Source organism: Rhodococcus sp. LB1 (assembly GCF_001583455.1).
In the GTDB taxonomy this organism is placed as follows: domain Bacteria; phylum Actinomycetota; class Actinomycetes; order Mycobacteriales; family Mycobacteriaceae; genus Rhodococcus_F; species Rhodococcus_F opacus.
Window position 1 is genome coordinate 474 of the sequence record NZ_LTCZ01000334.1, and the last position, 17,656, is coordinate 18,129.

The window sequence follows — 17,656 nt, forward strand, 5'->3', positions numbered from 1 at the left end:
CGCGATATGGTGCAGCACCAATACCAGGATGTGCTCTCGGGAACCACATTCCAACAGTGTTGCTCGAATGGGAATCTCGCCGGACAGATCGAACCGATATCCCGCCGCCTCCGCAACGGCCTGCCTCGACCGCGCCTGATCGATCTTCTCCGCGTGCACCGGAATCGGGACTTCCTCCGCGGGCAGGATCCGCTGGAACGGCACCCCTTCGTCCTCCCCGAACACCGTCCGCAGGCTCTCGTGCCGGGCCACCACATCCCCGACCGCCGCGACCACCGCCTCGATGTCGAGGGCGCCGGTCAACCGCACTGCCACCGGAAGCCTGCGCGAACGACAACGGCACCCGATGGGGCCGCGCCCGCGGGAGCAACGGCACCCGCGCCACCGCGGCCTCCCCCAGCCGGGGCGCCAACTCCGCGACCGACGGGGATTCGAACACCACCCGGATCGGCACCTCCACGCCCAGCGCGTTGCGGATCAAACCCACCAACCGCGTCGCGGACAGAGAATGCCCGCCCAGGTCGAAGAAACTGTCGTCGATCCCCACCCGCGGAACACCGAGCACGTCACCGTAGAGCGACGCGAGAGTCTCCTCCACCGGTGACCGCGGGGCCCGAAACACGCCACCGATGAATTCCGGTGCCGGCAACGCTTTCCGGTCGAGCTTGCCGTTCACGGTCAACGGTAACCGATCCAGCACCACCACCGCCGCGGGCACCATGAACTCCGGCAGTCGTCCGGCCACGAAGCGCCGAACCTCGGACGACAGCCTGCTTGCACCGGGGTCGTTGACGTACTCGGTCATGTCGCCGAGTGGACCGTCGGGCAGATAGACATCGGATACCGCGACCGATGCCTGCGTATTCTCGTGCGGCCGGGTGGTGATGTCAGTGAATATCACGTCCATCAGGCCCGGTGTCGGTGACCAGGTCACCGACACCGCGAACCCCAGCTCCTCACCGATGTCGTGACAGTCCTGCGGCAACATCGCGTCCGTTCGACGGTCCGCGTCACGCCGGGCGGAGACGTGATCGCGGTCAGCGGCGTCGTCGAGCGCGTGTGTGGCATCGACGTCGGGCGCCAACCCCGCGTGCGGCACACCGATCACCCGCACACGGTCCGGACGCCGGCCCGTCAGGAACTGCCGCAAGACGGTGGGATCGCCGAATCGCTGCCACGACGTCGACGGCACATCAGCCAGCGACCGGGTCTTCGCCGGCTTCTTGCGCAGCACGACTTCGTATCTGTAACAGCTTAATTCGTTGACCGCCCGGACGCGCTCGAGTTGAATGTCGACTCCGCCGATGTCGGGGATCAGCGTCGGCAATGCTGTGAAGAACTCGGGCGCGAGCAGCAACTCCTGCTCGGCGGCAATGCCCCGGCGCACCCGATCGCGAAGCACCATGGCAGTCGTGTCGGCATCCGCGTGGGCGATCTGCACGCCAGTCGCGAATTCCCGGAGCAACGCGAGATTCCGGACGTCTCCGAGGAACAGCGCGCCCCCGGGACGGAGCAATCGCAGTGCCGTGCCGATCACGTCGATCAGATACCCCGCGTTCGGGAAGTACTGCACGACCGAGTTCAACACCACGGTGTCGAAAACACCGTGCGGCACACCCCCGAGGTCGTCGGCGGCCTGGACCCGCAGGTGCACCCGCTCGACCCAGGGGTCCTGCCGCTCCGCCAACCGAGATCGCAAGGCGTCGATCGTGGGAGCGGAAAAGTCCGTGCCCCAATACTCTTCGCAGTGCGGCGCCAACTGTGAGAGCAGCAGTCCTGTTCCGACCCCGATCTCCAACACCCGAGCCGGTCCGAGCTCGCGAATCCGAGCCACGGTCGCCGCGCGCCATTCCCTCATGTGCTCGAGGGCGATGGGCTTCCCGGTATAGCTACTGTTCCACCCCCCGAAATCCTCTCCGAACTCCGTCGGGTCGAGCTGCTCACCGGCATGGGACGCGTCCCCGGAATACAGGTCGTCGTATACCCGCCGCCACTGCGACACCAGCTCGGCCTCCCGTGCTCTGTCACGGACGAGCGAGACGCCCCTGTCGAGCACCACATACCCCACCAGCTGCGTGTCGGTTCCGGTGTCCCCGTCCGCACGATCGGCGCCGGAAGGGGGCTCGCGGGCGATCACCGCCGCCTGCGTCACCGCGGGATGTGACATCAGAGCCGTCTCGACCTCCCCCGGCTCGACCCGGAATCCCCGCACCTTCACCTGCTCGTCCACGCGTCCGATGAAATCGAGCATGCCGTCGGACGTCCACCGCACCACGTCGCCGGAGCGATACATTCGCGAACCGGGTTCTCCGAACGGGCACGCTACGAACCGTTCCGCCGTCAACCCGGCCCTACCCACATATCCTCGGCCCACCCCGAACCCTGCGACATACAACTCCCCCGCCGCACCGATCGGCACCGGCACCAATCCCGACCCCAACACGAAGACCCGCGTGTTACCGATAGGAATCCCGATCGGGCTTCGACCGCCGTCCCCGGCGCGTGCGGTCAACTCCAGATAGCTCACGTGCACAGTGGTTTCGGTGATGCCATACATGTTCACCAGAATCGGACTGTTCGAACGTTCGCCCGGGAACCAACCGCGTAGCCGGCCCGGGTCCAATGCCTCTCCGCCGAACACCACCATTCGCAGTACCGAATCAGGCCCCGGGGAATGGTCCTCTCGTTCGGCATCTGCGAACTCGTAGAACGCGGACGGGGTCTGATTGAGGATCGTCACCTGCTCCCGCCGCACCAGATTCCACAACTCGGCGGGCGAGCGCACCACTTCCCAGGGCACGATCACGGCCCGCCCGCCGTGCATCAATGCCCCCCACAACTCCCACACCGAGAAGTCGAAGGCCTGCGAATGACACCACGCCCACACGTCCCCGCCTCCGAAACCGCACCACCGATCGGTTCCGGCGAACAACGACACCACGTTGCGGTGGCTGATGACGACCCCTTTCGGGGTGCCGGTCGAACCGGACGTATACATGACGTACGCGGTATTGCCCGGACTCAGCGGGGCGATCCGGTCATCGTCGACGGGGTTGATCACCGCTGACATGCCGTCGGTGTCGGCGTCGTCCAGGTCCAACACGAGACAGGGAATGTCGTTGTCCGGCAAAGATGCCGCGGTCGCGGTGTCGGTCAGAAGCAGGAGCGGTGCGGCATCGGTGAGAATGAAAGCGGTTCGCGCGCTGGGATAGTTCGGATCGATCGGGAGATACCCGCCGCCGGTCTTGAGAGTCGCGAGGAGCGCGACGATCAACTCGGAGGACCGTTGCATCGCGACTGCCACGAGGGATTCCGGGCCCACACCGCGAGCGATGAGGTACCGCGCCAACCGATTCGCTCGACCATTCACGTCTCGATATGTCCAGTGCCGATCGCCGAGAGTGAGTGCCACCGCGTCGGGTGTCGCGGCGGCCCGCTGTTCGACCAGGTCGGGAATCGTGGCCCGGGGTACCGGTACCGTCGTGTCGTTCCAGGTACGCAGAACCAGTTCGCGTTCGGCGGGTCGGAGGAAGTCATGTTCCTCTATCCGGCCTTCCGGGTCGGCGACGACCGCACGGACGAACGCCATCAGCAGATCTGCATATAGCCGCACATCCTCACCGCTGTACAGCGCGCCGTTCGCGTCGATCTCGACGTTCATTCCGGCACTGCCCCGACCGCCGTAGTAGATCGAAACCGAGAGGTCGTCCACGGGGCCGAACGACACGCCGCGCATGGATGCCGGATTGCCTGCAAAATCGATCGAATCGAAGAACGGAATGATATTCAGAATCGGACCGAAACGATTCTCCACGGATCCGGACAGTCCTCTGTCTCTCCTGACATCGGAGCCCTGATAACGGGAATGACGCAAGATGGCACGAATCTCGGTACCCACGTCGTGTGCGACGGCGGCGAAAAGCGCCCGCGGTGGGATCTCCACCCGGAACGGCACCGCATTCGACACCAACCCCGGTGTGCGTCGTGCGGCCCCGACCCGATTGGCGACGGCCAATCGCATCATGAACTCCGACATCCCCGAGAGGCGATGGAAGAGTCCGGCTACCGCTGCCGCCAGGAAGCCCGGCATCGGTATCCCGATCGACTCTGCCGCCGTCAGCAATTGCGCGGTCTCGTCGTCCGACACCGTCAGGCTGTGATGCACAGTCACGGGAACCGGCGAACTCGGATGCCGCGGCAGGCGAAGTGGTTCGGGCAAGGCAGCGGTGTAGTTCCGCCAGAACTCCTTGTCGCGAGTGAATCGGTCGGACCGCCGATAGCGGGCATCTTCGTCGACGATCAACTCCGGTCCACCGAATCCGGATTCAGGAATCGGTCTTCCGGTCTGCAGCGCTGTGTAGATTTCACCGATTCGACGGGCAAGAATCGCGACGCCGAACCCGTCCATCACGATGTGGTGGCACACGGCGCACAGGAAGTATCGCGTGCCGTGAACCTTGATCAAGCCTGCTCGATACAGCGCATCCCGTTCGAGATCGAAGGGTACGGCGCCGACCTCTGACATCGACGCTTTCGCCGCCGATTCGGGGTCTGCTTCCGCACTGACATCGATGAAGAACGGCTTCCACGACTTCGAGTCCCGCACGACCTGGCGGGGGCCATCCTCGTCCTCGACGAAATTCACCAGTACCGAGCGAGCCTCGTCCGCCACTCGCCGCAGCGCGGCTTTCATCACCGAAGGGTCGATGTCGCCGGAAATGTCGAGATAGGCCGCAATATTGTTCGACAGGCCGGGCGCCAACTTCTGCGCCAGCCAGAGCGCCTCCTGGGCGGACGAAACCCGCAACGAGTCCATCGCGACCATGATGTGCCCTCACGAACGGCGGTAGGGATTCGCCAGGTGGCGACAGCGATCTGTCCCGACAAGTTTACGCCGCCGCGGTGTCCTCAACTGTCGATTCCTCACCGCCGCAACCACCGCGCGTAGGCAGATCCCATGGCCGTGACAGGACTCATCCGACCTGGTCAGGAAGCGATGGGAACACCGTTGCCCAGTCTTTTTCGATACTCACCACGGTCCAGCGGTTGGCGTCGGCCAGTTCGAGTGCCTGCTCGGCGCCCGCGACGTAGTCGAATTCGCGGGCGGCGTCGTCGTGGCGCAGCAGCAGCCGCAACGACGGCCGGTCCGGTTGCTCCGCGAATTGCAGCATCGGGATGTCCCCGTTGCTGTTTCCCGCCGCCAGGAGGGGCCGTCTGCCGACCCGGTTCCAAATCTGCACCGGCTTCTCGGGTCCGTCGTCGAGGACGTCGGCCTCGGCTCTGCGGACGATCGCGCCCCTGACGCCGTCGTGCTTCCAGATCAGCGACACCCCGCTACCGATGACCCTCTGCCGCGGAATGCCGTACACGTCGTGACTGATCGGCCGCATGAAATCGCGGCCGCCGCCGGAGACGATGTAGTTGCGGAATCCGTTGACGGCCAGGTACGCGAGCAACTCCACCATCGGTGCATAGCTGCACGCCAGGTAGTCCCGGTCGAGGGTGGGATGCCGGGCGGTGCGCAGGAACTGGTCCGCCCCGGCCTCGAACTCCTCGACGGTCACGTCGGCGAACGCGGCCAGCACCCCGACGGCGAGCACCGTCACCCCGCTGTCGTCGCCGCGGTAGTGATCGGTGATGACGGCGTTGAGCCAGTCGTAGTCGCGCGTGTAGGCGGCCTGCCAGGGCTGACGGGTGCGAAGTTCCTGATCGTGCTCGGCCATGACGACGAGGCGGCGCAGGATGAAGTCGAGCTGGATGGGCATCGGCTTCTCACACCACAGTGTGCCGTCGTTGTCGAAGACCGCGATCCGCTCCTCCACGGGAACGTCCTCCGCCGTCACACGCCCGACGAATTCCAGGACGGCCGCCTTGCCGGCACGCTCACGCCAGCTCGGAAGGGGCTCCGTCATGGCGTTTCCGCTCTCACTCACGCGAGAGCATGGCGGCGGCTTCGCGTTCGAGGTCGACGTAGGGTTCGCCGCTGACGTCGACGGCCACCCGGTTCAGGGTGCCGCCGGTGAACGCCCACGGGGCGGTGCCGGGGTAGTCGTCGGTGACGGGTTCCCCGGTGTCGCGGCCGGCGGTGAGACCCTCCCCGGCGATGCTGAACTTGCCGGGCTGAGTTCGGATCCGGCCCTCGCCGACCTTCCGGTCCCCGTAGTACAGGGTCAGCACCCCGTGGGCGATGCCGGGCGGATCCTCACCGTCCTTGTCGAACGAGGCGGCCAGGAGCAGGTTCTCGCCGGTCGGCAGGTCCTCGGTGGCGACGATCCGCTGTTCCTCGCTGCCGAGGAAGTTGTACTCGTAACGCAGGCGGTTGTCCTTGACGTACAGGGCGTGCCCACCGAAGCGGCTGCCGTGCGCGAACAGCACCCCCGATGCCCCGGGTTCGGGGAGATCGACCAGTGCACCGATCGAGTAGGAGCGGTTGCGAATGTTGACCGCGACCGACTCGGGGACCTCGGCACCGCCCGCGCGGTAGACGTAGCGGTTGCGCGGCGGCGCGAGCTGGGGGCGCGCGGTGGTGAGGATCTCGACCGCCGAGCGGTCGTCGAGGGGCAGCGCCTGGTTGGCGCCGGCCTCGTGGAACCACAGCCCGATCAGCTCGGCCAGCCGCCCGGGCTCCTCGGCGGCGAGGTCGTGCAGCTCGGCGCGGTCGATCTGGGTGTGGTAGAGCTCCCAGGTGTCGTCGGGGAACCGGGCCCAGCCGCTGATCGCCGGGTGGGTGGTGACGGCCTGCCAGCCGTCGTGCCAGATGCCTCGGGTGCCGAGCATCGAGTAGAACTGGGTGTGCTTGGCCGTCGGGATGGTGGCCGCGTCGAAGCTGTACCGCATGCTCACCCCCTGCAGCGGGTGCTGGGTGTGGCCCCTGACGGTGTCGGGCAGTTCGAGCCCGAGGCAGTCCAGGACGGTCGGGACGAGATCGATGGCGTGGTGGTATTGGTCGCGGGTCTCGCCGCGGGCGGCGATTCCGGCGGGCCAGGAGATGATGCACGGGTCGCTGGTGCCGCCGTTGTACGAATACCTCTTCCACATCTTGAACGGGGTGTTGAACGCCATCGCCCACCCGTTCGGGTAGTGGTTGTAGGTTTTGGTGCTGCCGAGCTCGTCGAGCATCTTCAGGTTCTCGGCCAGATCGTCCGGCACGCCGTTGGCGACCTTGTTCTCGTTGACCGAACCGTCCGGGCCGCCCTCACCGCTGGCGCCGTTGTCGGAGACCAGCATGACGATGGTGTTCTCGAGCTGTTCGGTGTCCTCGAGGTAGGCCATCAGGCGCCCGATCTGGTCGTCGCAGTGCGACAGGAACCCCGCGTACACCTCGGCCATCCGGGCGAAGAGCCGCTTCTCGTCGGCGGAGAGGGCGTCCCAGGGTCGGGTGAAGTCGAGCGGCGGGAACGGTTGCCCGTCGGGTCCGGTGCGGGTGTCGGGGGTCCCGATCGGGTTCACCGGGGGCAGTTCGGTGTCCTGCGGGACCAGGCCCATCTCCTTCTGCCGGGCCAGGGTCTGCTCGCGCAGCGCCTCGTAGCCGTCGTCGAACCGGCCCCGGTAACGGTCGGCCCATTCCCGGGGCACCTGGTGCGGTGCGTGCGCGCAGCCGGGTGCGTAGTACAGGAACACCGGCCGGTCGGGGGCGATCGCCTTGACGTCGTCGAGGTACTCGATGGCCTTGTCGGTGATGTCGACGCTGAGGTGGTAGCCCTGCTCCGGGGTAGCCGGTTGCTGCACGGGGTGGTTGTCGTGGACGAGGTCCGGGTACCACTGGTTGGTCTCCGCGCCGAGGAAGCCGTAGAAGCGGTCGAAGCCGCGGCCGACGGGCCAGTTGCGTTTGGTGGAGGCGAGGTTCATCTCGTCCTCGGCGCACAGGTGCCACTTGCCGACCATCGCCGTGCTGAATCCCTGCTCGACCAGGACCTCGGCGAGGGTCGCGCACTCCGGCGGAATGTGCCCGTTCGCGCCGGGGAAGCCGACCGCGCATTCGCTGATGCAGGCCATCCCGTTGGTGGTGTGATTGCGGCCGGTCAGCAGGCAGGACCGGGTCGGCGAACACAGGGCAGTGGTGTGCCACTGGGTGTAGCGGAGCCCGTTGTCGGCGATCTTGTCGATGTTCGGCGTCTCGATCGGCCCGCCGTAACAGCCCAGGGCGCCGAACCCGACGTCGTCGAGGACGATGTACAGCACGTTCGGTGCGCCGGACGGTGCCTTCGGCTGCTCGTACGGTCCCCAGTCCGGGACCGAGTCACGAATATCCAGGTTGACGACACCTCTGAACGGCTTGGCCATGACGAGCTCCTCGAATGGGTCCACCCCTGACTTCCACCCAAGCACTGTCGGCAGGTGAATGGCTAGGGGTGTGCTCGAAATGTCCGACTGTGCCGGAACGGAATTCCCCTAGCTCCGACCGCGGGCCGCCAGCGCGTTGACGAACACGTTCGCGATGTCGGCGGGATCCTTCGCGACGTAGCTCGACCCTCCGGTCACCCGCGAGATCTCGGCAAGCGTGGCCGCGTCGGCGTCGTCGGTGATGCCGATCGTCACGATGATGACGGGGCGTGCCGGATCCATCTCCCGCTCCAGGATGCTCATCAGCTGGTCCCTGGTGATGGAGTCCGGGTCCTCGTTGGCACCGTCGGTCAGGATGATCACACTGTTCACGGCGCGCGGATCGTACGTCTCCTGCACCGTCCGGAACGCGGCGAGCGTCGTGTCGTACAGCCCGGTGCCACCGCCGATGAGCCCTTCGACCTTCGTCGCCTGCTGCGCCATCAACTGGCGTTGCGTGACACCGTCGACCACCGTGTCGTAGCGCCGGATCGGGACCATCTCCTTGTAGTCCTGCGGTCCCCCGCCCAGCCCCTGCGAGAACGCCCACAGGCCTGCCGACACGCTGTCCGGGAACATCGCATTGCCGGCGAGTGCGGCATCGACCGTGAGATCCATGCGCGACCGGTTGCCTGCGGGGGTCTCCATCGACCCCGACACGTCGATCGCGACGAGCGTGCGAATGGGTAACGCCATCAACGCCCACCCGCCGAGGGCGTCCTGTAGTGCCGACTCGTCCTCGAGCGCGAGCTTGGTGACCCTGCCGACACCGCGGCCGTCGGCCAGTGGACTCCCGTCGGGTCCGCGGAATCCGTTCTCCGCGAGTACCGCGCGGGCCTCGGCGCCACCGAGAACAGCGGCGACGGCACGTGCCACCTGGGTGGCCTTGTAGTGCCGGTCGGGGGCCGGCGACGTGACGACGAGCGGGAAGTTCATGAAGTTGCTGCCCGTCGGGGGCACCGTCGCGGTGAGCGTGCGGGCGCCGTCACCGTCGGAGAAGTCGAGCACGGACTGTTCGGTGGCCACGGCGACTCCACCGTTGTCGACGACGCCCTGCAGCATCTCCTCGCCGACGGGCTCGTCCACGGTGCGTGCACTCTCCTCCTGCGCGAGCGGGACCAGCGCCGCCCGCACCGTCCCCGCGGACACGGGATCGGCCTGGCCCTCGGCGAGTGCCGCGTTGATCGGAGCCTGCGCGACGCCGGTCACGAGGGGGTTGCCCAGCTGGATGTCGTTGATCTGGAGCGCGGCGAGCCACGTCGGCGACGTGGGGGCGTCCGCCTCGCGGGACGCCAGGACGACGGGTGACGATGCGATCGAACCCGTCATCACCTCGACGGGACCGGCTGCGGTGAGTGCCGCCTTGCCCACCCAGGCGCCGGTGTCGGGGATCCAGAGATCCGGGGCGTCGGTTCCCTTGCCGAGCCGTCCCGCGATGTCGCCGGACGTCGCGCCGCTGACGGCGACGTTCGCGCAGCCCAGGTCGGTGTCTTTCGCTTCGCCGAGAATGCTGCTCAGAGCGGGCACGATGCTCGGGTCGGCGGCGAGGGTGTAGTCGGCGACCTGATCGCAGTCGTCGGCCCAGGAGCGCACCGCCTGAACGACGACGACAACGGAGGCCACGAGTCCGATCACGACGGCGGCGCACACCGCGTAGAACCCGGGCGAGCGACCGTCGCGCTCCTGCCCCGCGCTCGAATGACGCCCTCCGGCCATCGCCTGCCTCCCTAACATTTCGGTCACGAGACGACCACCGACACACCCGGACCGAATATGATCCGCCCCACATCGTAGCGAACGGTGCAGCGTACGATGCTGCGCTAGTGACGGGGCGGTATCAACCCCGGCCTCCGGGCGACCAGCGAGTCAGCGCTCGGGTTGCGCGACCTCGAGCCGGCGGGCGACGAGCGCGGCCTGGATCTGCCGCAGCCCGGACGGGCGGGTCGGATCGCAGCCCGTCAGCTGCGCCACCCTCTTGAGCCGGTAATCCACCGTATTGGTGTGAAGGTGCATCTGCTTCGCGGTGCGCTGCCGATTGAGATCGTGGCCGATGTGCACCTCGAGCGTCTCGATCAGTTCGGGTGAGCCCTGCAACGGCTCGAGGATCCGCGCCAGGTGGGTTCTGCCCGGTCCGGGCCGGGTGAGCTGGTATTCGAGCGCCAGATCGTCCATCTCGTAGAGGCCCGGTTCCAGCGCCAGCTGATGGGCGAGGTCGAGGAGTTCGTGGACCTGGTCCGCCGCCGCGGGGATACCGGCAGTGCGAACCCGGGTTGCCGTGGCGGTGAGCGGAACTCCGGCGGCCGCTCCGATGCGGTCGAGCAGGGACACCATCCAGGCCCGCTCGGGTGAGCCGGGCAGCAACAGCGTTCCACCGTCCGGGCTCAGCGAACAGAGGGCGGCACCACCCGCGGCGTCCGCGAGCTCGATCTGCAACCGGCGGAGCTTCTGCCGGGCGACGACGGTTTTGCGCCGGTGGGTCACGGCCTCCGTGGGATGCGACGGAATCGACAGCCCCAGCACCACGTACTCGTCGGCCAACTCCACGCCTGCGTGCCGCGCGGCGGTCGCCGCCTTTCTGCCGCTGAGCAGCGCCGTGACGAGATTGACCGCGGCACCGTCACGTTCGCTGTTGACGGCTTCGAGTTCCTCCACGTAACTGGTCGTGGCGGCGACGGTCACGCACTCGAGGAGGCTGAACATCACCTTCTGGATGACCAGGAGTTCGGGCAGGTCTTCCTCGCGGGCGTTCGAGGCGACGAGGTCGCCGGCCTCCTGGATACCTTCGTGGAGGATGCGGAGTACGAGCTTCAACGGGAATCCCTCGCGGGCCCAGCGCGCGGAACTGTTGCGTACCTCTGCGAGGTCCTCGTCCGTCGGGCTGATGCCCTCGTCGAGCATCTGGATACCGAGGCCGAGGCAGACGATCGTGAAATCCATGACGTCGCTCTGCAGTTGTTCGCCGGGAAGCGAACCGCACGGGGTCACGTTGTCGGCGAAATGCCGGACCAGTTTCTGCGCGACGGTCAGCGTGTCGCGCAGCGGGGCCGAGGCCGGCCTGCCGTCGACGAGGATCTGCGAACCCGGCCCCGAACTATGATTCGTCATAGATCTGATCACTCCCATATGTGGATGACACCGAACTCCCGCACCATCGACATCACGAAAACATAACGAGGGTTCGCTTCTGTCACCGTTGTATCACGACAGCGCCCTGTCCAGGGCGAATACGGGTGATCCCACGTGGACGGCCGTCGTCCGGACCCGTGTCCGTCGGCGCTTCGACCGCCGATCGAGTATCGGCTCCGGGCGGAGCGGGGCCCTCCCGGCCTCCCCGCGGGTGTGAGGTGCCACAGACGAGGGTCTGTCAGGTCTCCTCGGCGACCCGGACCACAATCTTGCCGAAGTTGCTGCCGCGGAGGAGGCCGATGAACGCCGCAGGCGCATTCTCGAGCCCGTCGACGATGTCCTCGCGGTAAGCGAATCGCCCCTCCCGGATCCACCCGGACACATCACGCTGGAAGTCCGCGTACATCTCGGAGACGAACTCGCGCTGGATGAATCCGCGGATCGTGAGACTCTTGACCAGCACCCGGGTGAAGAACCCCGGCAGCCGATCCGGCCCCTCGGGGGCCTCCGTGTCGTTGTACTGCGCGATCAGGCCGCACACGGGCACTCGCGCATACAGGTTGAGCAGCGGCAGCACTGCCGCGGCCACCGCACCGCCGACGTTCTCGAAGTACACGTCGATGCCGTCGGGACACGCGGCGCGCAGTTCCTCGGCGAAGTTCGGGGACCGGTGGTCGACAGCGGCGGCGAATCCGAGTTCGTCCAGCAGGTAGGCACACTTCTCCGGTCCGCCCGCGATCCCGACGGCCCGGGCGCCCTTCAGTTTCGCGATCTGCCCCACCGCCGACCCGACCGGACCACTGGCCGCCGCGACGACCACCGTCTCGCCCGCCTTCGGTTGCCCGATCTTCAACAGGCCGGAGTACGCGGTGAAGCCCGGCATGCCGAGAACTCCGACGGCGGTCGACAGCGGCGCGGCGTCGCGGTCGAGCGTGCGGAGCTGGTTACCGTCGACCACGGCGTGCGACTGCCAGCCCGCATACCCGAGAACGTAGTCACCGGTTGCGAAATCCGAGTGCCGCGAATCGACCACCTGCCCGACGGTGCCACCGACCATGACCTCGTCGATCTCGACCGGGTCGGCGTAGGACTCGGCGGCACTCATCCGGCCGCGCATGTACGGGTCGAGGGACAGGTAGATGACGCGGACCAGCACCTGACCGTCGGCGGGTTCGGGGAGGTTCACCGCCTCGAGCCGGAAGTTGTCGGCGGTGGGCGCGCCGTCCGGCCGTGAGGCGAGGACGATTCGGGTGCTCTGAACGATGCTCTCGACACTCACTGTGCGCCTGCCAATCCGTGTTGGGCCGGTATCGCCCGCCACCTTACCGATTTCAGAACAGCTGCTTTTTCTGCACCTTGCCCATCGCGTTCCGTGGAAGCGACTCGACCACACGGATCTCGCGGGGCCGCTTGTGCACCGACAGTTCGGTGGCCACGTGCTCGATCAGCTCGGATTCCGACACGTCGTCCCCCACCACGAACGCCACGAGCCGCTGACCGAGGTCCGGGTCGGGAAGGCCGACCACCGCGGCTTCCCGCACACTCGGGTGGCCGAGGAGGGAGGTCTCCACCTCTCCTGCCCCGACCCGGAATCCGCCCGACTTGATGAGGTCCGTGGATTCGCGGCCGACGATGCGGTGGAACCCCTCCGGGTCGATGACGGCGACGTCGCCGGTCTTGAAGAAGCCGTCGTCCGTGAACGATTCGGCCGTCGCGTCGGGCCGGCCCAAGTAGCCGTCGAAGAGCATCGGGCCGCGCACCTGCAGACCGCCGATGGATTCGCCGTCGTGGGGGACGTCGCCGCCGCGCTCGTCGCGCAGCCGGGTCTCGACGCCGCGGACCGGCACACCGACCCACCCCGGGCGACGCTCGCCGTCGGCCCGGGTGCTGAGCGTGAGCATCGTCTCGCTCATGCCGTACCGCTCGATGGGTGCGAGCCCGGTCAGCTCGTGCAGCTTCTCGAACACCGGCACGGGCAAAGGGGCGCTGCCCGACACCAGCAGTCGGGCACCCGACAGCGCGCGCGCCGACTCGGGGTCGTCGGCGATGCGACTCCACACCGTGGGAACACCGAAATACATCGTCCCCCGTGCCGCGGCGTAGGCGGCCGGGGTGGGCTTGACCGTGTGGACGAGACGGCTGCCGATACGCAACGGTCCCAGCACACCGAGGATGAGACCGTGGACGTGGAACAGTGGAAGTCCCTGTACCAGTGTGTCGTTGCCGGTCCACTGCCAGGCGTCCGCGAGGGCGTCGAGACCGGCGGCGACGGCCTTCCTGCTGATCAGGACTCCCTTGGGCGGTCCCGTGGTGCCGGAGGTGTAGAGCACGAACGCGATGCCCGACTCGGGCGGTTCCGGGTAGCTGTGCCACGACCGGGCGTGGACGCGGACCGGAACGACGGGCAGGCCCGCCGCGTCCGCGGGCGCCTCACCCAGCCACGCCTGCGCGCCGGAATCGCGCAGGATGTGCTCGAGTTCGGCGGGGCCGGAATCGGGCGGCACCGGCACCGCGGTCACGCCGGCGATGAGGCAGCCCACGACGGCGAGGACGGTGGTGACGGTGGGGGTGGCGAGGATCGCGACCCGATCCGCGCGTGCCACACGTTCGGCCACGGACGTCGCCGCACCGAGCACGTCGCCGCGCGACAGGGTGGTGTCGCCGATCCGGATGGCGTCGGGAATGTCGTCGCCCTGGGCGACGGCCAGAGGATTCAGAGATCGCAGCAGCACACGGTCAGCTTCTCACAGGGCCCGGACGCGGTCCGGTGGGTCTCCCGGTGGCGGACTGACGGTGGCCAGCGCCGCGCCCAGCAGCGCCCCGGTCAGAACAGCCAGTCCGTGGGCGTCGTCGACGACCACCAGCAGGACACCGGCGACGACGATGCCGCCGCTTGCGGCGAGTGCCCGCCACTCCTTGGACTGCATCACCACCAGGCCGGCGAGGGACGCGGCCAGCGCGAGCGTGGCACCCGAGTTGCCCGCGCCGGGCGACGGGAACAGGAACGCGGTGAACAGGCCGAAGATGATCTGGCTCGCCACGAACAACAGTACGGCCCGCGCTCCACCCCAGACCCGGACCGCGAGCGGGGCCACCCAGGCGAGAACGAGCAGATTCACCACGGTTCCGGCCAGTCCCCCGTCCTGCACCGCAACCGAGGTGACGATCCGCCACCACTGGTGGTCCCGGATCTGGGTGGGGTCACGCTCGAGGGCGTCGAGGACTGCGGGGACGACGATCTGCAGCAGCGACGGCACGGCGATCAGCAACCACAGCACCACCGCGGTGCGCGGCGGACGAGTGAGCCGGACCTCGCCGATGCGGGTCGAAGCGAGCACCGTGGCAAGCACGATGACGACGGCGTAGAGGACCGCACCGGTCCATCCCCCGCCCGAAGTCGTCACCGCGAAACCTTACAACGGCGATTCCCCGCCGCAGCCGATCGGCGGCCCGCGTCGTTCAGTCCCGCGTGACCACCGAGCGCAGGAAGAACCGCAGGTTCGAGGGACGCTCGGCCAGTCGCCGCATGAAGTACGCGTACCACTGACTGCCGTACGGCACGTACACCCGAACCTGCTTGTCCTCGTTGGCGAGCCGACGTTGTTCGACGTCCCGGATCCCGAACAGCATCTGGTGCTCGTAGGCGTCCGCGGCGCGGCCGGTGCGCCCGACCAGCGGGGCGACGGCGTCGATGACGGCGGGATCGTGCGAGGCCACCATCGGGTACCCGGATCCGTCCATGAGGATCCCGAGGCAGCGCAGATACGACGCGTCCACGGCGGCGCGGTCCTGGAAGGCCACGGACTCGGGTTCCCGATACGCGCCCTTGCAGAGCCGGACCCTCGAACCTTGTCCGGCGAGGGCACGGCAATCGTCCTCGGTGCGTCGCAGGTACGACTGCACCACCGCACCGAGCCAGGGGTAGTCGTTGCGGAGTTCGCGCACGATCGCCAGCGTCGAATCGGTGGTCGTGTGGTCTTCGGCGTCCACGGTCACCCACACCCCGGCCGCCTCCGCGGCGGCACAGATCGTGCGGGCGTTGTCGGTGGCGATCCTGCGGCCGTCGCCGGCGAGCGCCTGCCCGAGCGCCGACAGTTTCACCGACACCTCGAGCCGGCGAACACCCGAAGTCCCTTCCGCTGCTTCCGGTAGCACCCCGAGATCGGCGACGAGCGCCAGATATTCGTCGACCGTCGCCTGGGCTCCTGCCGCGTCTCGCGTGTCCTCACCGAGGAAGTCGATCGACACCGACCGGCCCGAATCGAGGATCTCCCGGACCGACGACAGCACCGCTTCCCGGCTCTCCCCGGCGATGAAGCGGTCGACGAGTTTCCGCGTGACGGGGGCACCCGTGACCGCCCGTTCGACGCGGGACGACCGGGCCGCCGCGAGGATCGCCGGGCGCAGCGGATTCGCCAGAACCGTGGGCGCTTTCATTCCGACCCCATGTGCGGATAACGGTAATCGGTGGCCGGGACGAACGTCTCCTTGATCGTGCGGGCCGACACCCACCGCAGCAGGTTGAGCTTGGACCCCGCCTTGTCGTTCGTGCCCGAGGCACGGGCGCCCCCGAACGGCTGCTGCCCGACGACGGCACCGGTCGGCTTGTCGTTGACGTAGAAGTTTCCGGCGGTGAACCGGAGAGCAGACGTTGCCTGCTCGACGGCCTGGCGGTCGTCGGCGATCACCGCACCGGTCAGCGCGTACGGGGCCGCCGAGTCGACCTTGGCGAGCACGTCGGCGAACGCGTTCGGCGCCGAGTCGTCGTACACGTGCACCGTCAGGATCGGACCGAAGTACTCGGTGGTCATCGCCTCGTCGGCCGGGTCGTCCGCGAGGAGCACCGTGGGGCGGACGAAGTAGCCGACGCTGTCGTCGTACTTGCCGCCGACGGCGATCTCGAGGCCGGCAGCGCTGCGGGCACGTTCGATGGCCGCGACGTTCTTGTCGTACGCACGCCGGTCGATGAGGGCGCCACCGAAATTCTCCAGATCCGTCACGTCACCGTAGGTGAGGGCGTCGACTTCCGCGGTGAACGTGTCCCGCATCCGCCGCCACAGCGACTTCGGGACGTACGCACGGGAAGCGGCCGAACACTTCTGGCCCTGGTATTCGAACGCACCGCGGATCAGCGCCGTCCGCAACACGTCCTCGTCGGCCGACGCATGCGCGACCACGAAGTCCTTCCCGCCGGTCTCCCCCACCAGCCGGGGGTAGCCGGCGTACTTCCCGATGTTCGCGCCCACCTCGCTCCACAGATGCTGGAACGTCCGGGTCGAACCGGTGAAGTGGATACCCGCGAGGTGGGGATCGCTCAGCAGCACCTCCGAGACCGCCTGCCCACTGCCGGTGAGCAGATTGATCACGCCGGGTGGCATTCCCGCCGCCTCGAGCAGTTTGATGGTCCAGTACGCGGCGACGGTCTGCGTCGACGACGGCTTCCAGATCACGGTGTTGCCCATCAACGCGGGCGCGGTCGGCAGGTTCCCCGCGATCGCGCTGAAATTGAACGGCGTGATGGCGTAGACGAACCCCTCGAGCGGACGGTATTCGAGCCGGTTCCACACACCCGGTGACGAGATCGGCTGGTCGGCGAGGATCTGGCGTGCGAAGTGAACGTTGAAGCGCCAGAAGTCGATCAGCTCGCACGGCGCGTCGATCTCCGCCTGCTGAACCGACTTCGACTGGCCGAGCATCGTCGCCGCGGCGAGCGTCTCGCGCCACGGCCCGGACAGCAGGTCGGCGGCGCGCAGGATGACCGCGGCGCGGTCGTCGAACGAGAGGGCCCGCCAGTGCGGTGCCGCGGCCGTGGCCGCCTCGACCGCCGCCGACGCGTCGTCGTGGGTGGCGCTGCGCAGCGTGCCGAGCACGGCGGCGTGCCGATGGGGTTGCACGACGTCGACGCGCTCGCCGTTGCCGTGCCGGTGTCTGCCGCCGATCACGTGCGGGATGTCGACGGGATTGGTGGCGATATCGGTGAGTGCCGATTGCACTCGGGAACGTTCGGGACTGCCCGGCGCGTACGTGTGGACCGGCTCGTTGGTGGGCACCGGAACCTGGGTGATGGCGTCCATGCTGCCTGCCTCCTGCCCTCAGATCGTGAGGAACTGTGACCGGGACCGCGGGCGGACGGGGAGACCCGTCCGAGCGGAACCCTTGAGCCCAGGTTAGCGCCGGATGGGGGTACTCATCCGGTTTTGACGCGCGG

General features: G+C 67.8%; 9 protein-coding genes and 2 pseudogenes. All 11 read right to left on the reverse strand.

Translation table 11 applies throughout. The features are described 5' to 3' along the window. A pseudogene (locus tag AZG88_RS55805) lies at nt 1-315 on the reverse strand (condensation domain-containing protein); the annotation flags it as partial. A 151-nt stretch (nt 316-466) separates the two neighbouring features. Next, nucleotides 467-4,825, reverse strand: a pseudogene (locus AZG88_RS55810) (amino acid adenylation domain-containing protein); the annotation flags it as partial. A 148-nt stretch (nt 4,826-4,973) separates the two neighbouring features. Next, nucleotides 4,974-5,912 (reverse strand): HAD family hydrolase, encoded by a 939-nt coding sequence (locus AZG88_RS33095; RefSeq protein ID WP_005239215.1) that lies wholly within the window; start codon nt 5,910-5,912, stop codon nt 4,974-4,976. Between the two features lie 13 nt (nt 5,913-5,925). Next, nucleotides 5,926-8,283 (reverse strand): arylsulfatase, encoded by a 2,358-nt coding sequence (locus AZG88_RS33100; protein ID WP_061041578.1) that lies wholly within the window; start codon nt 8,281-8,283, stop codon nt 5,926-5,928. 108 nt (nt 8,284-8,391) lie between these two features. After that, complete coding sequence (locus AZG88_RS33105) at nt 8,392-10,038, reverse strand: substrate-binding and VWA domain-containing protein (protein ID WP_061700245.1); 1,647 nt, start codon at nt 10,036-10,038, stop codon at nt 8,392-8,394. Nucleotides 10,039-10,188: 150 nt separating this feature from the next. Continuing rightward, nucleotides 10,189-11,427 carry a PucR family transcriptional regulator gene (locus AZG88_RS33110; protein WP_061700335.1) on the reverse strand — a complete coding sequence of 413 codons (1,239 nt, stop codon included), beginning with the start codon at nt 11,425-11,427 and terminating at the stop codon, nt 10,189-10,191. Between the two features lie 259 nt (nt 11,428-11,686). Next, nucleotides 11,687-12,727: an NADP-dependent oxidoreductase gene (locus AZG88_RS33115; RefSeq protein WP_061700246.1), complete on the reverse strand. Its 1,041-nt coding sequence runs from the start codon at nt 12,725-12,727 to the stop codon at nt 11,687-11,689. A 52-nt stretch (nt 12,728-12,779) separates the two neighbouring features. Beyond that, a complete protein-coding gene (locus AZG88_RS33120; RefSeq protein ID WP_061700247.1) occupies nt 12,780-14,180 on the reverse strand; it encodes an acyl-CoA synthetase in 1,401 nt (466 codons plus the stop codon). Between the two features lie 12 nt (nt 14,181-14,192). After that, complete coding sequence (locus tag AZG88_RS33125; RefSeq protein ID WP_061700248.1) at nt 14,193-14,852, reverse strand: rhomboid family intramembrane serine protease; 660 nt, start codon at nt 14,850-14,852, stop codon at nt 14,193-14,195. Nucleotides 14,853-14,907: 55 nt separating this feature from the next. Continuing rightward, nucleotides 14,908-15,885: a proline dehydrogenase family protein gene (locus AZG88_RS33130; RefSeq protein WP_005239198.1), complete on the reverse strand. Its 978-nt coding sequence runs from the start codon at nt 15,883-15,885 to the stop codon at nt 14,908-14,910. Then, on the reverse strand, nt 15,882-17,522 hold the full coding sequence (pruA, locus tag AZG88_RS33135) for an L-glutamate gamma-semialdehyde dehydrogenase (protein WP_061041571.1): 1,641 nt from the start codon (nt 17,520-17,522) through the stop codon (nt 15,882-15,884). Before pruA ends, AZG88_RS33130 begins: the two co-directional genes overlap by 4 nt. Between the last annotated feature and the right edge of the window lie 134 nt (nt 17,523-17,656).

Coding starts and splice junctions, on each gene's coding strand:
- AZG88_RS33110 (WP_061700335.1), bottom strand. CDS start 11,427: ATGACGAATCATAGTTCGGGGCCGGGTTCGCAGATCCTCGTCGACGGC.
- pruA (WP_061041571.1), bottom strand. CDS start 17,522: ATGGACGCCATCACCCAGGTTCCGGTGCCCACCAACGAGCCGGTCCAC.
- AZG88_RS33130 (WP_005239198.1), bottom strand. CDS start 15,885: ATGAAAGCGCCCACGGTTCTGGCGAATCCGCTGCGCCCGGCGATCCTC.
- AZG88_RS33100 (WP_061041578.1), bottom strand. CDS start 8,283: ATGGCCAAGCCGTTCAGAGGTGTCGTCAACCTGGATATTCGTGACTCG.
- AZG88_RS33095 (WP_005239215.1), bottom strand. CDS start 5,912: ATGACGGAGCCCCTTCCGAGCTGGCGTGAGCGTGCCGGCAAGGCGGCC.
- AZG88_RS33105 (WP_061700245.1), bottom strand. CDS start 10,038: ATGGCCGGAGGGCGTCATTCGAGCGCGGGGCAGGAGCGCGACGGTCGC.